The sequence below is a fragment of the Mycolicibacter icosiumassiliensis genome (genome assembly GCF_900078685.2).
GTDB classification, from domain to species: Bacteria; Actinomycetota; Actinomycetes; order Mycobacteriales; family Mycobacteriaceae; genus Mycobacterium; species Mycobacterium icosiumassiliensis.
The window spans coordinates 1,974,470-1,994,041 of the sequence record NZ_LT546166.1 but is presented as its reverse complement, the minus strand read 5'-3'; the positions used below and the strand labels follow the sequence as shown (position 1 = coordinate 1,994,041).

The 19,572-nt window shown below is 66.1% G+C and carries 23 protein-coding genes; 20 read left to right on the top strand and 3 right to left on the bottom strand.

Annotation, left to right across the window (positions count from 1 at the left end; genetic code table 11):
* Window positions 1-47: 47 nt before the first annotated feature.
* The 6 genes from BN4346_RS33470 (at window position 48) to BN4346_RS33445 (ending at window position 5,108) form a co-directional block, all read left to right on the top strand.
* Window positions 48-1,304: an MFS transporter gene (locus BN4346_RS33470; RefSeq protein WP_067971352.1), complete on the top strand. Its 1,257-nt coding sequence runs from the start codon at window positions 48-50 to the stop codon at window positions 1,302-1,304.
* Window positions 1,305-1,330: 26 nt separating this feature from the next.
* Window positions 1,331-1,849, top strand: a complete 519-nt coding sequence (ectA, locus tag BN4346_RS33465; RefSeq protein ID WP_067971351.1) for a diaminobutyrate acetyltransferase — start codon at window positions 1,331-1,333, stop codon at window positions 1,847-1,849.
* A 187-nt stretch (window positions 1,850-2,036) separates the two neighbouring features.
* The gene (ectB, locus tag BN4346_RS33460; protein WP_067971350.1) at window positions 2,037-3,314 is read left to right on the top strand and encodes a diaminobutyrate--2-oxoglutarate transaminase; all 1,278 of its coding nucleotides are present in this window, start codon (window positions 2,037-2,039) and stop codon (window positions 3,312-3,314) included.
* On the top strand, window positions 3,311-3,718 hold the full coding sequence (locus BN4346_RS33455) for an ectoine synthase (protein WP_067971349.1): 408 nt from the start codon (window positions 3,311-3,313) through the stop codon (window positions 3,716-3,718). Before ectB ends, BN4346_RS33455 begins: the two co-directional genes overlap by 4 nt.
* Entirely contained in the window at window positions 3,690-4,589 is a 900-nt protein-coding gene (thpD, locus tag BN4346_RS33450; protein WP_067972335.1) for an ectoine hydroxylase, read from the top strand. The genes BN4346_RS33455 and thpD overlap by 29 nt, the downstream gene beginning before the upstream one ends.
* A 27-nt stretch (window positions 4,590-4,616) precedes the next feature.
* Complete coding sequence (locus tag BN4346_RS33445; protein ID WP_067971342.1) at window positions 4,617-5,108, top strand: DUF3830 family protein; 492 nt, start codon at window positions 4,617-4,619, stop codon at window positions 5,106-5,108.
* Window positions 5,109-5,127: 19 nt separating this feature from the next.
* On the opposite strand, the gene BN4346_RS33440 is transcribed toward BN4346_RS33445, so the two are convergent.
* Together BN4346_RS33440 and BN4346_RS33435 are read right to left on the bottom strand one after the other, a co-directional pair.
* Entirely contained in the window at window positions 5,128-6,498 is a 1,371-nt protein-coding gene (locus BN4346_RS33440) for an amidase (protein ID WP_067972332.1), read from the bottom strand.
* A 10-nt stretch (window positions 6,499-6,508) separates the two neighbouring features.
* Window positions 6,509-7,477 (bottom strand): D-2-hydroxyacid dehydrogenase, encoded by a 969-nt coding sequence (locus tag BN4346_RS33435; protein ID WP_067971338.1) that lies wholly within the window; start codon window positions 7,475-7,477, stop codon window positions 6,509-6,511.
* 81 nt (window positions 7,478-7,558) lie between these two features.
* On the opposite strand from BN4346_RS33435, the gene BN4346_RS33430 reads away from it, so the two are divergent.
* The 3 genes from BN4346_RS33430 to BN4346_RS33420 are packed head-to-tail and all read left to right on the top strand — an operon-like array spanning window position 7,559 to window position 9,734.
* A complete protein-coding gene (locus BN4346_RS33430) occupies window positions 7,559-8,326 on the top strand; it encodes a maleate cis-trans isomerase family protein (protein WP_067972328.1) in 768 nt (255 codons plus the stop codon).
* Complete coding sequence (locus BN4346_RS33425) at window positions 8,323-9,045, top strand: maleate cis-trans isomerase family protein (protein ID WP_067971337.1); 723 nt, start codon at window positions 8,323-8,325, stop codon at window positions 9,043-9,045. The genes BN4346_RS33430 and BN4346_RS33425 overlap by 4 nt, the downstream gene beginning before the upstream one ends.
* Window positions 9,042-9,734 (top strand): GntR family transcriptional regulator, encoded by a 693-nt coding sequence (locus BN4346_RS33420; protein WP_067971336.1) that lies wholly within the window; start codon window positions 9,042-9,044, stop codon window positions 9,732-9,734. The genes BN4346_RS33425 and BN4346_RS33420 overlap by 4 nt, the downstream gene beginning before the upstream one ends.
* A 3-nt stretch (window positions 9,735-9,737) precedes the next feature.
* Here BN4346_RS33420 and BN4346_RS33415 read toward each other — a convergent pair whose 3' ends face one another.
* On the bottom strand, window positions 9,738-10,556 hold the full coding sequence (locus BN4346_RS33415) for an IclR family transcriptional regulator (RefSeq protein WP_067971330.1): 819 nt from the start codon (window positions 10,554-10,556) through the stop codon (window positions 9,738-9,740).
* Window positions 10,557-10,678: 122 nt separating this feature from the next.
* Between BN4346_RS33415 and BN4346_RS33410 the strand changes: the two genes are divergently transcribed.
* From BN4346_RS33410 to BN4346_RS33360, 11 genes are read left to right on the top strand one after another with little or no spacing between them, the layout of a single operon-like run.
* Window positions 10,679-12,118 (top strand): aromatic ring-hydroxylating dioxygenase subunit alpha, encoded by a 1,440-nt coding sequence (locus tag BN4346_RS33410; protein ID WP_067971324.1) that lies wholly within the window; start codon window positions 10,679-10,681, stop codon window positions 12,116-12,118.
* Window positions 12,115-12,741 carry a 3-phenylpropionate/cinnamic acid dioxygenase subunit beta gene (locus BN4346_RS33405; protein WP_078058582.1) on the top strand — a complete coding sequence of 209 codons (627 nt, stop codon included), beginning with the start codon at window positions 12,115-12,117 and terminating at the stop codon, window positions 12,739-12,741. Before BN4346_RS33410 ends, BN4346_RS33405 begins: the two co-directional genes overlap by 4 nt.
* Window positions 12,738-12,998 (top strand): dihydrodiol dehydrogenase, encoded by a 261-nt coding sequence (locus BN4346_RS33400; protein WP_067971323.1) that lies wholly within the window; start codon window positions 12,738-12,740, stop codon window positions 12,996-12,998. Before BN4346_RS33405 ends, BN4346_RS33400 begins: the two co-directional genes overlap by 4 nt.
* A complete protein-coding gene (gene hcaB, locus BN4346_RS33395; RefSeq protein WP_067971322.1) occupies window positions 12,995-13,795 on the top strand; it encodes a 3-(cis-5,6-dihydroxycyclohexa-1,3-dien-1-yl)propanoate dehydrogenase in 801 nt (266 codons plus the stop codon). The genes BN4346_RS33400 and hcaB overlap by 4 nt, the downstream gene beginning before the upstream one ends.
* A complete protein-coding gene (locus tag BN4346_RS33390; RefSeq protein WP_067971320.1) occupies window positions 13,792-14,520 on the top strand; it encodes a class II aldolase/adducin family protein in 729 nt (242 codons plus the stop codon). The genes hcaB and BN4346_RS33390 overlap by 4 nt, the downstream gene beginning before the upstream one ends.
* Window positions 14,517-15,266 carry a protocatechuate 3,4-dioxygenase subunit beta gene (pcaH, locus tag BN4346_RS33385; protein WP_067971318.1) on the top strand — a complete coding sequence of 250 codons (750 nt, stop codon included), beginning with the start codon at window positions 14,517-14,519 and terminating at the stop codon, window positions 15,264-15,266. The genes BN4346_RS33390 and pcaH overlap by 4 nt, the downstream gene beginning before the upstream one ends.
* Complete coding sequence (gene pcaG, locus BN4346_RS33380; RefSeq protein WP_067971316.1) at window positions 15,259-15,807, top strand: protocatechuate 3,4-dioxygenase subunit alpha; 549 nt, start codon at window positions 15,259-15,261, stop codon at window positions 15,805-15,807. The genes pcaH and pcaG overlap by 8 nt, the downstream gene beginning before the upstream one ends.
* A complete protein-coding gene (locus BN4346_RS33375; protein WP_067971312.1) occupies window positions 15,804-17,006 on the top strand; it encodes a lyase family protein in 1,203 nt (400 codons plus the stop codon). The genes pcaG and BN4346_RS33375 overlap by 4 nt, the downstream gene beginning before the upstream one ends.
* Window positions 17,003-18,160, top strand: a complete 1,158-nt coding sequence (pcaDC, locus tag BN4346_RS33370) for a bifunctional 3-oxoadipate enol-lactonase/4-carboxymuconolactone decarboxylase PcaDC (protein WP_067971311.1) — start codon at window positions 17,003-17,005, stop codon at window positions 18,158-18,160. Before BN4346_RS33375 ends, pcaDC begins: the two co-directional genes overlap by 4 nt.
* Window positions 18,157-18,825, top strand: a complete 669-nt coding sequence (locus tag BN4346_RS33365; protein ID WP_067971310.1) for a 3-oxoacid CoA-transferase subunit A — start codon at window positions 18,157-18,159, stop codon at window positions 18,823-18,825. The genes pcaDC and BN4346_RS33365 overlap by 4 nt, the downstream gene beginning before the upstream one ends.
* The gene (locus tag BN4346_RS33360) at window positions 18,822-19,496 is read left to right on the top strand and encodes a 3-oxoacid CoA-transferase subunit B (RefSeq protein WP_067971309.1); all 675 of its coding nucleotides are present in this window, start codon (window positions 18,822-18,824) and stop codon (window positions 19,494-19,496) included. The genes BN4346_RS33365 and BN4346_RS33360 overlap by 4 nt, the downstream gene beginning before the upstream one ends.
* Window positions 19,497-19,572: the final 76 nt, after the last annotated feature.

Genomic DNA, 19,572 nt, shown 5'->3' with positions numbered 1-19,572 from the left:
AGCTCAGCTCGCATCCCTGGTAGGCGGGCCTGTGGAAGCATGGGCGGATGTCCACCGAGCCGATCGGCACAGCCGCTCGCTGGTCGGTCGTGGTTGTCGCCCTGATCGCCACGCTGTGTTCATTCGTCTTCATCAACGGCATCGCCTTCGTCATCCCGATGCTGGAGACCAAGAGGGAAACCAACCTCGCGATGGCCGGCCTGCTGGCCTCCATGCCCAGCTTCGGAATGGTGCTGACCCTGTTCGCCTGGGGAGCGCTGTTGGACCGCATCGGCGAACGCATCGTGCTGAGCGTGGGTTCCGCGTTGACCGCGCTGGCCGCGTTCGCTGCCGCATCGATGCAGTCGCTGGTCGGGGTCGGCGCTTTCCTCTTTCTCGGAGGTATGGCCGCCGCCAGCGCCAACAGTGCCAGCGGCAGGTTGGTGACGGGCTGGTTCCCGCCCCACCAGCGCGGACTGGTGATGGGCATCCGCCAAACCGCGCAACCGTTGGGCATCGCCTTGGGGGCCGGGGTGATTCCCGAGCTGGCCGAGCACGGGTTGGCGCGGGCGCTGATGTTCCCGGCAACGCTGTGCGCCGTGGCAGCGGTGGCGTGTGCCATCGGCGTGGTCGATCCGCCGCGCAGGCCACGGTCGGCGGCCTCCGGCGCCGACCTGGCCAGCCCCTACAGCGGTTCAAAAGTGCTGTGGCGCATCCACTTTTCCTCGGCCCTGCTGATGGTTCCGCAGTGTGTGATCGCCACTTTCATGCTGGTGTGGCTGATCGTGGACACCGACTGGTCTATCGCTGCCGCGGGCGGTCTGGTGACGGTGTCCCAGTTGCTCGGAGCCGCCGGACGGGTGGCCGCCGGCCGGTGGTCCGACCGCGTGCGGTCGCGGCTGCGGCCGATTCGCAGCCTTGCCGCCGCCGGGGCGCTGGCGATGCTGGCCCTGGGGGCTGCCGACCATCTGCACTCCCATCTCGCCGAAACGGCCATGGTCATCGCGGCGGTTATTACCGTGCTGGACAACGGATTGGCCTCGACGGCAGTCGCCGAGATCGCCGGCCCGTACTGGAGCGGTCGCGCGCTGGGCATCCAGAACACCACCCAGCGGCTGACCGCGGGGATCGCTCCCCCGCTATTCGGCGCGCTGATCGGCGCCGCCGGTTACCCACTGGCCTTCGCGTTGTGCGGACTGTTCCCCCTGGCCGCGTTGCGTTTGGTACCGGTGAGCGCGGAGCCTGAAGGCCGCTCGGCCCTGGAGGCGCTGCGGACCCTACGCGTGCCGCCCGGGCCGGTGCCCGACCCGCCGCGGCAACCCTGATTCTGCCGGCAAGTACCGTCGACACGATGACGGATACGGCTCATGTCCGGCTTCGGACACCAACTGTGGCGGACGGTCAGGCCCTGTGGCAGATGGCCGTCGACAGCGCCACTCTCGACGTCAATGCGCCCTACGCCTACCTGCTGTGGTGCCGCGATTTCGCCTCTACCTCGGTGGTTGCCGAATTCGACGGACCCCCGCATAAACTCGGCGGGTTCGTAACCGGCTATCGACGCCCAGATCAGCCGCAGACCCTGATGGTCTGGCAGGTGGCGGTCAACGCCGCCCACCGTGGAGCCGGCCTGGCCGGCCGGATGCTCGATCACCTCGCGACCGCGCAGGTCGCTCAGGGCGTCACACACCTTGAGACCTCGATCACACCGGACAACGACGCCAGCCGACGACTCTTCGGCGCGTTCGCCCGCAGATGGGACGCGTCACTGAAGTGTTCGGAGCTGTTCGGAGCGGATTTGTTCGCCGAATCTCATCTGGCAGAAGAACTGTTTCGCATCGGACCGCTTCGGGTACACCAGCGTCACCAGTGACGGCGCGGCAAGGTTGAGATCACAAAATGGTCTCGGTATGGTTACGAACGCGCAAACGTGAGCCCCGACAAACCTAAGCGGGGGCATACGAGCGGGGTGGTGGGTCGAGCCGAGATCACCCGCGGCACGAGTTTGATGTCGACCTGTCGTTCCGTTCCGTTGTTTTTGACCGACGGACGGAGGAACTATGACGATTTTTGAAACCTTGGAATCCGAGGTACGAAGTTATTGCCGGTCCTGGCCGGTGATGTTCGACCGTGCCAGCGGCTCCCGGATGTGGGATGTCAACGGCAAGGAATACCTGGACTTTTTCGCCGGCGCCGGAGCACTCAACTACGGTCACAACCACCCCGACCTGCGGGCGCCGCTGCTGGAATACCTGAGCTCGGATCGAGTGGTGCACAGTCTCGACATGAACACCGTCGCCAAGGCCGAGTTCCTGGAGCGCTTCAACGACGTGATCCTCAAGCCTCGCGAGCTCAACTACAAGGTGCAGTTTCCCGGACCCACCGGGACCAACGCGGTGGAGTCGGCGCTGAAGCTGGTGCGCAAGATCACCGGCCGCGAGAGCATCATCAGCTTTACCAACGCTTTTCACGGCATGACGCTGGGCTCGCTGAGCGTCACCGGCAACTCGATGAAGCGCGGCGGCGCCGGGATTCCGCTGGTGCACGCCACGCCCATGCCCTACGACAACTACCTCGACGGCGTAGTGCCCGACTTCATCTGGTTCGAGCGCCTGCTCGGTGACAGCGGCAGCGGGCTGAACGACCCGGCGGGCGTAATCGTCGAGACCGTCCAGGGCGAAGGCGGAATCAACGTGGCCCGCCTGGAATGGCTGCGCGGCCTGGCCGACCTGTGTAAGCGCCACAACCTGCCACTGATCGTTGATGACGTCCAGATGGGCTGCGGGCGCACCGGACCGTTCTTCAGCTTCGAGGCGGCCGGCATCGTTCCCGACATCGTCTGCCTGTCCAAGTCGATCAGCGGGTATGGGCTCCCGATGGCACTGACGCTGCTCAAGCCGGAGCTGGACGTATGGGAACCGGGCGAGCACAACGGCACATTCCGCGGCCAGAATCCGTCGTTCGTGACCGCCGCTGCAGCCCTGAACTTCTGGACCGACAACCGCTTGGAGAAGTCGGTACTGCGCAAGGGTGAACTGATCGAACAGGCGCTGACCGAAGTGGTGGATCCGATCCCCGGCGTCAGCACCCGGGGCCGCGGCCTGATCCGCGGTGTGGCGTTCGAACGCCCGGAGCTGGCCGGGGCGGTATGCCGCGAGGCATTCGAGCGCGGCCTGCTGCTGGAGACCTCGGGGCCTGAAAGCGAAGTGGTAAAGCTGATGCCGCCCTTGGTCATTGACGATGACGACCTGGCCGAAGGCCTGACGATCGCCGCCCAATCAATCGAAGCCGTCGCCGCCCGTGAACTCACCGCAACCACCTCAGGAGTCAGCCGATGATCGTCCGTACCCTCGCCGAGATCAAGGGCACCGACCGCGACGTCCAGTCCAAGACCTGGAACAGCCAGCGGTTGCTGCTGGCCCGCGACGGGCAGCGGTTCTCGATGCACGAGACGTGCCTGTACGCCGGTACCGAGACCGCGATGTGGTACGCCAACCACGTCGAGGCCGTGTACTGCGTCGGCGGTGAAGGTGAGCTGATCAACGACGAGACCGGCGAGGTGCACCCGCTGCATGACGGCACGCTGTACCTGCTCGACGGTCACGAGCACCACCGCGTTGTCGCCCACACCGACCTGCGCATGGTGTGCGTATTCGACCCGCCGGTCACCGGGCAGGAGGTGCACGACGACACCGGCGCGTATCCCCTGCTCACTGAACAACCACAGGAGACGGCATCGTGACCCCTACCCCACGCGCAACAACGTCACGATCGGTATCGAGCCGCGGCACGACCCGGTGGTCTGGACCACAGGGGCCAACGGCGGCCCGTTGAGCCCGGCCCGTCTCGCGCAGTTCGACGCCGACGGATTTCTGGCCGTCGACACGCTGGTGGACACCGACGTCGTAGCGGACCTGCGCAACGAACTGGACCGCCTGCGTGCCGACGCCGCGCTGGCCGCCGACGAGCGCTCGATCTGCGAGCGCGACAGCGGCCAGATCCGGTCGATCTTCGAGGTGCACCGGATCAGCCCGGCGTTCGCCGCACTGGTCGCCGACCCGCGCCTGGTGGGGCCGGCCCGTCAACTGCTGGGCTCCGATGTCTATGTGCACCAGAGCCGGGTCAACTTCAAGCCGGGGTTCAACGGCCGAGAGTTTTACTGGCACTCCGATTTTGAGACCTGGCATGCCGAAGACGGCATGCCCACCCCGCGCGCGGTCAGCGTCTCGGTGGCCCTCACCGAGAACCTGGACAGCAACGGATCGCTGATGATCATGCCCGGATCGCACCGTTGGTTCGTGTCGTGCCCGGGCCAGACCCCGCCGGATCACTACCGCTCGTCGCTCAAGCAGCAGGAGATCGGCACGCCCGACGACGCGAGCCTGACCTGGTTGGCCGACCAGCACGGGATTCGTCAGATCACCGGCCCAGCCGGATCTGCGGTGTTCTTTGACTCCAACTGCATGCACGGCTCGAGCAGCAACATCACGCCCTATGCGCGCTCGAACGTATTCATTGTCTACAACAGCGTGGACAACGCCCTGGTGGAACCTTTCGGCGCTGCCGTTCCGCGACCGACATTCATCGCCAGCCGCGTCTTCGACCCGGTGTAGACCCGGCCGGGGAGGGAAGGGACTGCTGTGGCACGTTTCCTGTCCATCACGCTGACCGGACGTGGGGTGTCGTGCCGGGCGCGACTGCTCGACGAACAGGCACCGCTGACCTGCGCGGTGGTCTGGGAAGCGCTGCCCGTCGCGGGCCAGGCCTATCACGGCAAATACGCCCGCAACGAGGTCTACACACTGTTGCCGCCCTTGGGCTCTCCGGGCCGGGAGAACACCACGATCACGCCGATCCCCGGTGACGTCTGCTTCTTCGACTTCGACGCCGCTGACATCGGCAACCCCGCCTACGGTTATGACAAGGACGGTCAAGCGAATTCACCGGTGGGCGCCACCGACTTGGCGATCTTCTACGGCCGCAACAATCTCTTGGTCAACGGCGACGTCGGATGGGTGCCCGGCAATGTCTTCGCCACGATCGAGGACGGCCTGACCGAGATGGCCGCCGCCTGCAACGACTTATGGATGGCCGGTGCGGTCGGCGAACAGTTGGCCTTCACCAGGGCCTAGCGATGCAGTGACGGACCGGTCAGGCCAAGACCCGCTCGGCGAACAAGCCCGCCGCCAACACCAGATCATCGCTGTGCCGGGGACCGATGATCTGCATACCGATCGGCAGACCCTCCGCCGTGACGCCGATCGGGATGCTCAGCGCCGGCTGTTGAGTCATGTTGAACGGGTACGTGAAAGGTGTCCACTGCGCCCACCACCGCAGGTCGGAATCGACCGGCACGTCGTGGCCGGCGGCGAAGGCCGCAATCGGTGTGGTCGGCGTGATCAGTAGGTTGTGCCGTTCGTGGAAGCGCCCCATGGCCACACCCAGATCCACACTGACCTGGCGGGCGGCCAGATAGTCGACGCCTGACACTGCCGTCCCCCGGTCCCACATGTCCGCCAGCCCGGGGTCAACGAGCCCGCGGTCACGTTCCCGGCCACGCAAGCTGCCTGCCGCCCCAGTTGCCCACAGCACCTCGAACGCGTCGATCGGATCGGCAAAGCCGGGATCGGCGGCCACGACGTTCAATCCCGCGTCTGCTAGAGCCTGAACCGCCTCGGCCACCGCGGACTCGATCTGCGGGTCGACGTCGACATAGCCCAGAGTGGGCGAATACGCGACGTCGAGACCGACTACGTCGCGCCGGACTTCGCCGCGGTAGGTCGTCAATGTCGCCGGCAACGATGTGGGGTCGCGAAAGTCCGGCAGCGCGATGATGTCCATCAGCACGGCGGCGTCCTCAACGGTCCGGGTGATCGGGCCGGCATGTGCCAGCGGCCCGAAGGGGCTGATCGGATACATCGGGACGCGCCCATGAGTGGGTTTGAAGCCGACTACCCCGCAGAAACTCGCGGGAATCCGGATACTTCCGCCACCGTCGGTGCCGATGGCTAGGGGCGCCATCCCGGCGGCGACCGCGGCGGCGCTGCCGCCCGAGGAGCCGCCCGCGGTTCGAGTGGTGTCGGCGGGGTTGCGGGTGACGCCGGTGCGCGGACTGTCGGTGACGCCCTTCCACGCCAGTTCCGGAGTGGTCGTCTTGCCCAGGAGCACCATGCCGTCGTTGCGGATCTTGTCCACCGCCGGACTGTCGTCGGGCCACGGTCCCGCCGCGTCGGTGAGCAGCGATCCCCGCAGGGTCGGCCAACCGGCGGTCTGAAAGACGTCTTTGATCGCGATCGGCACCCCGTCGAGCAGACCCTTGGTGTAGTTGCCGCTCCAACGAACCTCGGACTTGCGAGCCTCCGACAGCGCGGCCTCCTCGTCGACCAGACAGAAGGCGTTGACTTCGCCGTCGCGTTCGCTGATCGCCGCGAGCGCGGCGGCGGTGGCTTCAACCGGTGAAAGCTCGCCGGAGGTATAGGCGGCGACCAGTTGCAGGGCGGTCAGTTCAGTCGGCTCGGTCATCTGCGCCCCCTCAACCGGTTCCACTGGATGCGTACCGGGTCATCCGCTTGTCGACGACGTTGTGCAGTGGCTGCCCAGTCACATATCGCTTGAAGTTGGTGATGAACTGCTGCTGCAACAGATTCCGCCAACCCCGGATGTCACCGCTGTTGTGCGGGGTCAGGCTGACGTTGGGTGCGCTCCACAGCGGATGATCCGCCGGGAGCGGTTCTGGGTCGACGACATCGAGGGCCGCGCCGGCAATGACACCGTCCTGCAGCGCCGCCACCAACGCGCCGGTGTCTACCAACTCGCCGCGCCCCACGTTGATCAGTCGCGCCGTCGGCCGCATCGCGTCCAGCACGCCGGCATTGACCATGCCCCGGGTCTGCGGTGTCAATGGCGCCGCCAGCACCACATAGTCGGCGTCGGCCACCGCGACGAGCACATCGGTGGTGATCGAGCCGAAGTCGGGATCCTCGCGGGCGCCGCGACCGACGCCGCGTACCGACATTCCGACTGCGCGCAACAGCCGGGCGATGGCCCGCCCGACCGGCCCCGGCCCGATGATCGTGACCGATGCGCCGGCAATCGGCTCACTGTCGAAGTGCTGCCACCGATGTCCACGCTGAGCGTCCCAGGACCGTCGGAAGTCCTTGGCGAAGGCCAGGATCTGTCCCAGCACGTACTCCGCGATGGGTTCCTCGAAGATGCCGCGCGAATTGGTGACGACGACATCGCTGTCGATCAGTCCGTCGAACAACACGGCGTCTACCCCGATGGCGGCGACCTGCACCCAGCGCAGCGCAGCGGCGGATGACCACACCGATTCCAGTGCGGGCGAAGAGAAATCGTACAAGAACAGCACGTCGGCACCGTCGATCGCATCACCCAGCCGCGACGACGGAACCATGCGCAGCTCCGCGTCCGCGCTGATCGAATCGAGTTGGGCGGGAACCGCCTCGCCGTGCTGGACGGTCACCACCGGCCGCGCGTCCACATTGACACCGTAAAAACAGATCGTATGATTGTCAACAATCCAGGGCTGGCCTGGGGGTGGAACGTCGGTATGGGGAAACCCATGGATCTGTCCCAGTTTCCGGAATTGCCGGACTTCGACGGGCCGATCGATCAACGCGGTGTCGGCATCATCGCCCCGTTCGATCTGGCTATCGAACGGGAACTGTGGCGCTGGATCCCCGCCGAGGTGACGCTGCACCTGGCCCGCACCCACTACGAACCCGTCCCGGTCAGCCGGGCGATGGCCGAGCTGGTCTCCGACACCCACCATCTCCAGGCGGCGACCCGCGACGTGCTGCACGTCGAACCCGAGGTGGTTGCCTATCTGTGCGCGTCGGGCAGCTTCATCCACGGTGTCGAGTACGAGAAGACCTTGGTCTCCGCGATCGAGGCCGCCGGCGCCAAGACCGCGGTCACCACGTCGGGAGCACTGGCTGAAGCGATTATCGCGCTGGACATCTCGCGGATCAGTGTGCTGACCCCCTACGACGAGGAGCTGACCGACTTGCTGCGGGTGTTCTTGAATCAGCTCGGGGTGTCGGTGCTGCACTCGGACTATCTGGGACTGGGAGGGGGCATCTGGAAGGTCAACTACCGCACCGTGGCCGAGCGGATCCTGGCTGCCGATCGCCCGGAGTCGCAGGCCATCTTCGTCAGCTGCACCAATCTGCGGACCTACGACATCATCGCGCCGCTGGAGCAGATGCTGGGTAAACCGATCCTCACCGCCAACCAACTGACGATGTGGGCCTGCCTGGGCCGGATGGACCTGCCGATGATGGGCCCCGGCCGATGGCTCCGCGACGTCTTCACCGGAGCCCCGCAATGACCGCCGCGCCACCGACGGTCGGGTTCATCTATCCCGACCACGCCGCCGAGTCCGACTACCCGCGCGCCGCTCGCCTGCTGGACGTGAGCCTGCCCGTGGTGCACATCTACGGCACCGACCTGCATGCCGTACCAGAGTTGTTGGATCTCGGCAGCACAGTCAAACTCGCCCACGGGGCGGCGTTGCTGGCTCCGCAGCGGCCTGCCGCGGTGGTCTGGGCGTGCACATCGGGCAGCTTCGTGTTCGGGCCGAGCGGCGCCGCCGAGCAGGTCGATCGGCTGGCAGCGGACGCCGGTGTGCCCGCCTCGAGCACCTCGTTCGCGTTCGTGCACGCGTTGGCCGCGCTCGGCTGCCGCCGCGTCGCGGTGGCCGCCAGCTATCCGCGCGACATCGCCGAGCTGTTCGTGAACTTCGTTGCCGCCCAAGGTGTCACCGTCGAAGCGATGGGCGATGCGGGTATCCCCACCGCCGCGCAGGTGGGCCGGCTGACGCCGAATCAGGTTCGGGAGTTGGCGCTGCGCAATGATTCGCCCCGGGCAGAGGCGCTGTTGATCCCCGACACCGCCATGCACACCGTCGCCCAGGTCGACGAACTCGAGCAGCTACTCGGCAAGCCGGTACTGACCGCCAATGCGGTGACGGTGTGGGAAGGTTTGCGCATCGCCGGTATCACCCGGCGGACTACCGGGCTGGGCGCATTGTTCGAGGATGGGCGATGACAATCTCACACGATGCCGGGTTCGAGCCGCTGAGCCGGGCCTCGACGGCCGAGCTGATCGCCGAACGACTCCGGGAGGCGATCACCCGCGGCCGGCTGGCACCGGGTCAACAACTCGGCGAAGCGGGTCTGGCCGCACAGTTCGCGGTGTCGCGCGGACCGGTACGGGAGGCGATGCAACGACTGGTGGCCGAAGGGTTGCTGCGCAGCGAACGCAACCGGGGCATCTTCGTCGTCGAACTCACCGATGACGACGTCCGCGACGTGTATCAGGCCCGCAAGGCCATCGAACGCGCCGCCGCGATCGAGGTGCTGCGCGGCGACCCCCGCGGCGCGGCAGCGCGCCTGCGTGCCCCGGTGGAGGCCCTGCGGGTTGCCGCCACTCGAGGCGACGGCACGGCGGCGGCCGACGCCGACCAGGCGTTCCATGAAGTACTGGTCGAGTGCGCCGGCAGTCCTCGACTGCACCGGGCGATGCGGACCCTGCTGTCGGAAACTCGAATCCTGCTCGGCGAACTCGAAGAGGCCTATCCCGACCTGCGCGAGCAGGTCACCGAACATGTCTTGCTGCGCAAGGCGATCGGGTCCGGCAACGAAGATCTGGTGATCCGACTGATCGACGAACACATGGACGATGCGGTACGTCGCCTATTGGCACGGCGGGCGCAGTTGCTGTTGGCCCCCTCGTAGCTGCTAGCCGATCTGGTCTCCTATCTCTTTGGCCGCCTCGACCAGCACAGCTGCCACTTTGCGGTACTGCGCACTGCTCAATCGGTGAACGGGCGCCGCAGCATTGAGCGCCAGCAGCACCCCCGGCGCACGGGTGAGAATGGGCACCGCGACCGAGGCGACGCCTTCCTCACTCCCCTCCCGATTCACCGCATAGCCCTGCTGCCGTATCCGACCGAGCTCGCGCTGCAGCTCCGTCCTGGTGCCGACCGAATGTGTAGTCACCCGCGTCAGCTCTTCGGTCGGATACAGGCGGGCGATGTCGGCGTCCGACAGGCGCGCCAGCAGCGCCTTGCCGGTCGAGGTGCAGTGCGCGGGCATGGTCCGGCCGAGCCGCGAGGCGACCCGGACGGCGGCCTGCCCCTCGGCGGCTGCGATGAAGCGAACGCCTGAGCCCTCCAGCATTCCAAGGTGCACTGACTCGTTCAGGCGTTCACTGAGGCGGAGCAGGACCGGCTTTGCCGCGCCTTCGATATCGATGCGGTTGAACACCGAGAACGCCACGCTCATCAGCGCGGGCCCGGGGTGATACGCCTTGGACGCCGGATCTTGTCGGACGAAGCCCCGATATTGCAGCATCGCCAACAGGCGGTGGGCTGTCGAAGATGCGACGTCCAAGTGCTTCGCCGCGTCCGTCAATCGAATCTGCGGCTGCTCGCCCAGCAACAGGAGCAGCTTCAGCGCCCTATCCACCGATCCGATCGGATACTGCGGCACACCCGAATCCCGAGCCCCGGCGTCACTACCGTCACCAGCCGGCCAGAGGGACTCGTAATTCTGCATACCAGAGATAGTAGTCAGCGTTGTTGACCTCTAAACGGTAATCCTGGCAAAGTTTTCGCTACGCCCCGGCGCTCTTCTCTGCATAACAGATAACGCGGGCCTTCACGACTGGAGCAGCATCGATGAGTGATCACCGGCATGTCCTCGATGAGGTCAGGCGGGGAATGATCCCAGCGCACATCTACAACGACGCCGAGATCTTCGAACTCGAGAAGGAGCGGCTCTTCCGTCGCGCCTGGATGTTCGCGGCGCATGAGTCGGAGATCCCCCAAGACGGCGACTACGTCGTGCGACGCCTCCTGGACGACTCCTTCATCATTGCCCGCGACTCCAAGGGCGACGTGCGGGCCATGTTCAACATGTGCCTGCACCGCGGGATGCAGCTATGCCGCGCAGAGCTGGGCAACGCCTCCAATTTCCGCTGCCCCTACCACGGTTGGTCGTATCGCAATGACGGGCGCATTACCGGCCTGCCCTTCCACCAAGAGGCCTATGGCGGCGAGGCCGGCTTTTCCAAGCGAGGCCAGACCCTGTTGCCGGCACCGAGCCTCGCCAGCTACAACGGCCTGATCTTCATCAGCCTTGACCCGCAAGCTCCCCCGCTCGAAGAATTTCTCGGCGATTTCAGGTTCTATCTCGACTTCTACACCAAGCAGAGCCACAACGGCCTTGAGGTGCGCGGCCCGCAACGGTGGCGTATCAAAGCGAACTGGAAGATCGGCGTGGAGAATTTTGCCGGGGACATGTATCACACCCCGCATACCCACGCCTCTGTCGTCGATATCGGGCTGTTTCGGGAACCGAAGGCGCAGAAGCGCAAAGACGGCGCAACCTACTGGGCGACCTGCGGTGGCGGTACGACCTATAAGCTGCCGCCGGGCACCTTTACCGAACGGATGCGCTATGTCGGCTACCCCGACGACATGGTGGGACGCATCAAGGACGTGTGGTCAGCCGACCACCAGCGCATGGTCGCCGACGACGGCTTCATGATCTCGGCGGCATCGTGCTTTCCCAACATGAGCCTGGTGCATAACTGGCCGAAGATTCAGGACAGCGAAGATGTGTTGCCGTTCATATCGATTCGCACCTGGCAGCCGATCAGTGCGAACGAGACCGAGGTGTACTCGTGGTTCGCGGTCGACGCGGCCGCTCCCGAGCAGTTCAAGAAGGACTCCTACAAGGCCTACCTGATGTGCTTTGGCTCCACGGGCATGTTCGAACAGGATGACGTGGAGAACTGGGTGTCGCTGACCAACACCGCTGCCGGCTCCATGGCCCGTCAACTGTTGCTCAATGGACGGATGGGCCTGCTCGCCGACGACACCCCGGTGGTGAATGCGTTGCCGCCGGAGCTATTCCATGGCCCGGGAACCGCCCAAGTCGGCTATAACGAGAACAATCAGCGGGCGATCCTTCGGATGTGGGCCGACCACCTGGAAATGCCTCCAGTGGCGGCCACCAGCGCAACAATGGGCACGCAGCGCGAAGGAATCGCCCCCCTGGTGCAGACCAACGGCACATCGACGCGCGAGGCTGCCTGCGAGGAGACCCGGGTATGACCTCCGCCGAGAAAAGTCAGCGGGCGGGGTTCGCCCGACCAAAAGACACCGGCGGCCCCTGGGATCTGGCTGTTCTGGGCGACCATGCGCCGAAGCAGGTCCGTACCGGTAAGCCCTTGCCGTTCAACGATCCCCGACACCTGCAGGCGCATCAGTTCCTGGTCGACGAGGCCTATCTGCTCGACGCACAGCAGTACACCGACTGGCTCGACACCCTTACCGAGGACATCCATTACTTCATGCCCGTCCGGGTGACCACCGCCTCGGGCGCGGGATTCGACACCTCCCCCGGCATGGCACATTTCGACGAGAACAAGTACTCGCTGAACAGACGTGTCGCTCGTTTCCAGACCGAACACGCCTGGACCGAAGACCCGCCGTCACGACTTCGCCATCACATCACCAATGTCCGCACCTTTGCCTGCGACGATGACCAGCACCTGATCGTCGAGTCGGCTGAGCTGCTCTTCCGCAGCCGCGGCGACGTGAACGAAGCTGCGTTGATCTCCTGCGGCCGTGAAGATCTGCTACGGCGCACCGACCACCATTGGAAGTTGGCGCGCCGCACCATCTATGTCGATGAGTCGGTCCTGCGCATGCAGAACCTGGCGGTCTTCCTGTGAGCGCACTCGACGATCTTCTGGCCAATGCGGTCGGTGACGCCATCACCATCGCCAACGAATTCACCGAAGTAACGCTGCACCGAGTCGATACCCGCAACGGTTCCCGGCTGCTGATCACGTCACCGAAGTCGGGGCAATGGATCAGTCTCGACGCCCTCGAACTTGAGGCATTGACCTGGCAGAACGCCTACACTCTGGCGGCGATGGTCGGCAACATTCATCAACCGCTGCTCTCGGACGACAGTGACCTGCCGTGACGCGCTGGCTGGACGGTAAGCGGGCGCTGGTCGTCGGCGCCGGCTCGGGCATCGGCCGAGCGGTCGTAGACGCCTATCTGGAAGAGGGCGCCCAGGTCGCGGTGTTGGAACGCGACCCGGCGAAGTGCGCTGCGTTGGCAAGTCAGTTGCCGACGGTTCCGGTGACTCAGGGCGATGCCACGACTGCCGAGGCGAATGAACGCGCTGTCGCCGCAGCCGTTACTGCATTCGGCGGACTGGACACGCTGGTCAACTGTGTCGGGATCTTCGACTTCTACAAGGGAATCACCGACATCTCGACCGAAGAGCTGGCGCCGGCTTTCGACGAGATGTTCAGCACGAACGTGCTGAGTCAGCTGCAGTCGGTGAAGGCCGCCATCCCGGCGCTGCAAGCCCAGGAGGGGTCGTCCATCGTCCTCACCGAGTCGGCGTCGTCGTTCTATCCGGGTCGCGGCGGCGTGCTGTACGTCGCGTCGAAGTTCGCGGTGCGCGGCCTGGTCACCACGCTCGCCTACGAACTCGCCCCGCACATTCGGGTCAACGGCGTTGCGCCCGGCGGAACCCTGAACACCGACCTGCGCGGCTTACAGAACTTGTCGCTCGACCATATCCGCCTGGACGACACCCCTGATCGGGCTCGCGACCTCGCGGCACGCACCCCCCTCAATGTCGCACTCACCCCCCAGGACCACGCCTGGAGCTATGTCTTCCTGGCATCGGACCGGTCCCGCGGCATTACGGCCGGAAGTACCCATCCCGACGGTGGATTCGGCATGACTACCGGGACTAACCCGTGAACACCGACGACCTGGCACCGCTGCGGCGAGAGGTTGCGCAAGCATGCCGCGTCGCTGCCGCCAGGGGCTTGGTGGACGGAATTCTCGGACACATCAGTGCCCGGGTCGACGAGCAACACCTACTCGTGCGGTGTCGCAGCGACTTCGACGACGGCGTCGCGTTCACTCGTCCCGACGACATTCGACTCATCCGCTTCGACGGAACACCGGGCATGCCCGGCGAATTGGACGGATATCGGGTGCCCAACGAGCTGCCGATTCACGTCGAAACGCTGCTGGCCCATCCCGAACACCGGGCAGTGGCCCATCTGCATCCGGCGGCCGTCGTGGCCGCCGACCTGGCGGGCATCACGCTCGAACCCAGCTACGGGGCCTACGACATCCCGGGCGCATGGCTCGCGCGCCGGGGCGTCCCGGTGTACCCCCGGTCCGTGCTGATCCGTACCGCAGAACTCGGCAAGGAGATGGTCGCCGCCATGGCGGGCAAGCCGGTGGTGATCTGTCGCGGCCACGGAATCACCAGCGCGGCGGCCACGGCTGCCCAGGCTGTCCTGCAAGCGATCAGCCTGGACCAATTGGCTTCGATGTCGCTGCGGGTCCGCGCCGCCGGCGGCACGTGCAAGCCTATCGACGAGGCCGATTGGGCGGATTTGCCCGACCTTGGGCCCTCGTTCACCGCGGATGCCGCCTGGCGCCATGAGCTCGCTCGCCTGGAGCGGCGATGACCGGTCAGGCGGAGATCAGCGCGGAAATCGCGGCAATCCAGGCCGATTACGAGCGTGCAGGCATCGAGGAAAGCCAACCCAGGCTGGACTATCCGCCGTACCGCAGCAGCGTGCTTCGGCATCCCAAGAGTGCCCTCCACCTCACGGATCCAGAGGGCGCCGAACTCCGGGCACCGTGTTTCGGCGAGTGCGACATCACCCACCGGGACGCGGATCTGACGAACCAGCACGCCGGCGTACCGATCGGCGAGCGCACGGTGGTGACCGGGCGGATCGTCGACGGCAATGGCAGGCCGGTGCGCCGGCAACTCGTCGAGATCTGGCAGGCCAACGCCAGCGGGCGCTACATCCACCAGGGCGATCAGCACCCCGCACCATTGGACCCCAACTTCACCGGAGCAGGGCGTTGCCTCACCGACGACGACGGCTGCTACCGGTTCACCACGATCAAGCCTGGCCCGTACCCCTGGCGCAACCACCACAACGCCTGGCGCCCCGCGCATATCCATTTTTCCTTGTTCGGCAGTGATTTCACGCAGCGGATGATCACTCAGATGTATTTTCCGGGTGACCCGCTGTTCGCGTTGGATCCGATCTATCAGTCGATCACCGACCAGCAGGCGCGTGATCGGCTCGTCGCGGTCTACGACCACGACACCACCAGCCACGAATGGGCCACCGGCTACCGGTGGGACATCGTGCTCACCGGCCCAGCTGCAACGCTTTTCGAGGATCACGATGCTTAGGCTGACGGCCACCCCCGGGCAGACCATCGGCCCGTTCTTCGGCTACGCATTGCCGTTCGAGCGCGGCAACGAGCTGGTGCCCGCTGGCTTCGCCGGCGCCGTCGAGCTCCATGGCACCGTCACCGACGGCACCGGGGCACCCGTTCCCGACGCGCTGGTGGAGATCTGGCAGGCCGATTCCGACGGCGCCGTGCCAACCTCCAGTTCGCTTCGCCGCGACGGTGACACCTTCACCGGGTGGGGACGCGCCGCCACCGATGCCGACGGCCACTACAGCTTCACCACCGTGAAACCCGGTGCGCTCCACCCGTCGACACCGTTCATTACCGTTGCCGTGTTTGCGCGTGGCCTGCTGAACCGGTTGTTCACCCGCGCCTATTTTCCCGGCGATCAACTCGACACCGACCGACTGTTGAACTCCGTGGCGGCCGACCGTCGTCATACCCTCATCGCGGTGCCCGACGCGGATGGCTTTCGGTTCGACATCCGGCTGCAGGGCGCCGACGAGACGGTATTCCTGCGCTATCGGGGGCAACCATGACCGACTTGTTATGGCCTGGGGATCACCGGGCAGGGCCGATCTTCAGCGACGCGGCGTATCTGGTCGCGATGCTGCGAGTCGAAAATGCTTGGCTCGGTGTGCTTGTCGACTCCGGTATTGCGCCCCAGGCGGCACGGGCCGACTTGACCACAGTGGTCTCGGCCGCTGATGTGGAAGCGGCGGCCGTGGCTGCCGAGGCGACCGGCAACCCGGTGCCCGGCCTGCTCGACCTACTGCGGGAACGCACCGGCAGCCAACCGGCACGCTGGCTGCACCGCGGCCTGACCAGCCAGGACGTCATCGACACCGCACTGATGCTCTGCCTGCGCGATGCACTGGATCGAGTTCGCAACGAACTCAACGCACAGGTGCGCACCGCGACCGCGCTGGCGCAGACCTACCGTGACAGCCCCATGCTGGCCCGCACGTTGACCCAGCCCGCGTTGCCCACCACGATCGGCATGAAGTTCACCCACTGGCTGACCGGAATTTTGGATGCCGCCGACGGTGTCGCCGCACTGCCGCAGCTTTCGGTGCAGGCCGGCGGCGCCGCCGGAACTATGGCCGCCGCCACCGAGTTGGCCGGTTCACCCACCGATGCCATAAGCCTGTCGGGGCGATTGGCCGCGGCCCTCGGCCTCGCTGACAGCCCGCCGTGGCACACCACTCGGTCCGTCATCACCCGCGCCGGTGACGCACTGGTGACATGCTGCGATGCCTGGTCGCACATCGCCAACGACGTTGCGGCGAGCAGTAGGGCCGAGATCGGCGAATTGGCCGAGGGCCGCGGCGGCGGTTCAACGACGATGCCGCACAAGAACAATCCGGTGTTATCACTGCTGATCCGCCGTACCGGGTTGGTGGCGCCGTCCCTGGCCGCCGGCTTGCATGCCGCTTCCGCAGCCGGCATCGATGAGCGCTCCGACGGCGGCTGGCACGCCGAATGGGCGGGCCTGCGGACCCTGTCCCGCCATGCCGTCGCAGCCGCGGCGCAGACAACCGCCCTGCTCGCCGGGCTGATCATCGACACCGACCGCGCCGCGGCGAACCTTGCCGCCGCGGGCGACCTGCTCGGGGAACAGCGGGCGATGACCGAATTGACCGGGCATACCGCTCGTGGCGACTACACCGGGGCGGCAAGCCTTCTCATCGATGCCGTACTGCAACGCGCGCACCACCACCTCAGGGAGGCCACATGAGCGTGCCGCGGCTGGTCGGCACCGACTTCGGCGGCCCGCCGGACGCGGGCTTGCTGCTGCTCGGGCCATCGCTGGGCACCTCGGCAACCGCCCTGTGGGGCGTAGCCGCTGAACAACTCGCCGAGCAGGTCCGCGTCGTCGCCTGGGACCTTCCCGGCCACGGCCGCAGCCCGGCAGCTCCCTTCCGGATGCCGGACCTGGCGGCCGGCGTACTGGCCTTAGTAGACGAGATCGCGCCGCACGCACCGTTCCACTACGCCGGTAACTCCATCGGTGGCGCGGTCGGCCTGCAGTTGCTGCTCGATGCCCCCGAACGGGTGTCCAGCGCCACGCTGCAATGCACCGGCGCCACCTTCGGGCGGGCGCAGGATTGGGCCGCACGTGCCGCCACCGTGCGCACCTCGGGCACCGCGGCACTCGTCGAGGCCTCCTTGCAGCGCTGGTTCGCACCCGGTTTCGTCGATCGAGCCCCGGACCTGGTCGCGGCATTGGTGGAGGCGCTGCGCGCCACCGACGACGAATCGTATGCCCAAGCATGCGAGGCATTGGCCGATTTCGATGTCAGCGCACAACTCGGCCGGATCGCTGCGCCGGTGTTGGCCATCGCCGGCATCGATGACGGCGCCACTCCCCCAGAGTCACTGGAGCGCATCGCTTCCAGAGTCCAACACGGCCGCCTGGTGATGCTCGACGGCGTCGGTCACCTGGCACCTGTCGAGGCCCCCACGGCGACCGCCAATCTCATTCTCGACCAACTCTTGTCGCGGGACGCGGTTTACGCCGCGGGCATGTCGGTGCGCCGCAACGTCCTCGGCGACGCCCATGTCGACCGCGCGATCGCGGGCACCACCGCGTTCACCGCCGACTTTCAGGATCTGATCACGCGGTATGCGTGGGGCAACATCTGGACCCGTGACGGCCTGGACCGGCGCAGCCGCTCGATCGTCACGCTGACCGCGCTGGTGGCTCGGGGACACCATGAGGAACTTGCCCTGCATCTGCGCGCGGCACGCCGCAACGGCCTGAGTAACGACGAGATCAAAGAGGTGTTGCTGCAGACCGCCATCTATTGCGGCGTACCCGATGCCAATACCGCGTTCCGGATCGCCGCGCAGGTGCTCGCCGACCACGACAGCTCAGCGGGCGCCGGGTGAGCCGCACCGTAATCTGCGACACCGCTGCCGAGGCGCTGTCCGGGGTGAGCGACGGTGCCACGATTCTGGTGGGCGGATTCGGTATGGCCGGTATGCCCACCGTGCTGATCGACGCATTGATCGCCCACGGCGCCGGGGATCTGACCATCGTCAGCAACAATGCGGGCAACGCCGATACCGGATTGGCCGCACTGCTGGCCGCCGGCCGCGTCCACAAGGTGATCTGTTCCTTTCCGCGCCAGTCAGATTCCTATGTGTTCGACGGGCTGTACCGCGCTGGCAAGATCGCGCTGGAACTGGTACCGCAAGGCAATCTCGCCGAACGCATCCGCGCCGCCGGCGCGGGCATCGGGGCGTTCTACTGCCCCACCGGCGTCGGCACCCTGCTCACCGAGGGCAAAGAGATTCGGACCATCAACGGCCGGGACTACGCACTGGAGTATCCGATTCACGGGGATGTCGCGCTGATCCGCGCTCACGTCGGGGATCGCGCGGGAAACCTGGTGTATCGCAAGACGGCTCGTAACTTCGGCCCGGTGATGGCTGCCGCCGCAGCGTTGACGGTCGCTGAGGTGTCCCGTGTCGTCGGCACCGGCCAGCTGGATCCCGAAGCGGTTGTCACGCCGGGCATCTACGTCGATCGGATGCTGGAGACTGGCCCGTGACGCAGACGCCTGCCAGCGCAGTCGAGCACAGTGGCCGCGGCCCGCTGTCCCGCAACGAACTTGCCGCCATTATCGCCCGCGACATCCCGGCGGGTTCCTATGTCAATCTCGGCATCGGGCAGCCCACGCTGGTCGCGGATCACCTGTCACCCGAAGACGCGGTGGTGCTGCACACCGAAAACGGCATGCTCGGTATGGGGCCCGCAGCACAGGGCGCGGACATCGATCTCGACCTCACCAATGCCGGCAAGGTCCCGGTCACCGAGCTGCCCGGGGCCTGCTACTTCCACCACGCCGACTCCTTCGCCATGATGCGCGGCGGACACCTCGACGTGTGCGTGCTTGGTGCGCTACAGGTCAGTCAGTACGGCGACCTGGCCAACTGGCATACCGGGGAGCCGGGCGCGATCCCCGCCGTTGGCGGAGCAATGGACTTGGCGATAGGGGCCAAGAGCGTGTTTGTGATGATGGACCTGTTCGCCAAGGACGGTGCCGCCAAACTGGTTTCGTCATGCAGCTATCCGTTGACCGGTCTGCGTTGCGTCAGCAGGGTCTATACCGAATACGCGATCTTCGACATCGACACGGCCGTGGGAACGCTCCGGGCGCGCGCAACCTTCGGCACCACCGTCGCGGAGCTCGCGGCGAGATTGCCCGTCAGTTTCAGCTGATCGGCGCGATCAGGAACGGCTCCCGCGCCCACTCACTACGCTCTGAATCATTGGGTTTCAATCACGCTCCGATCAG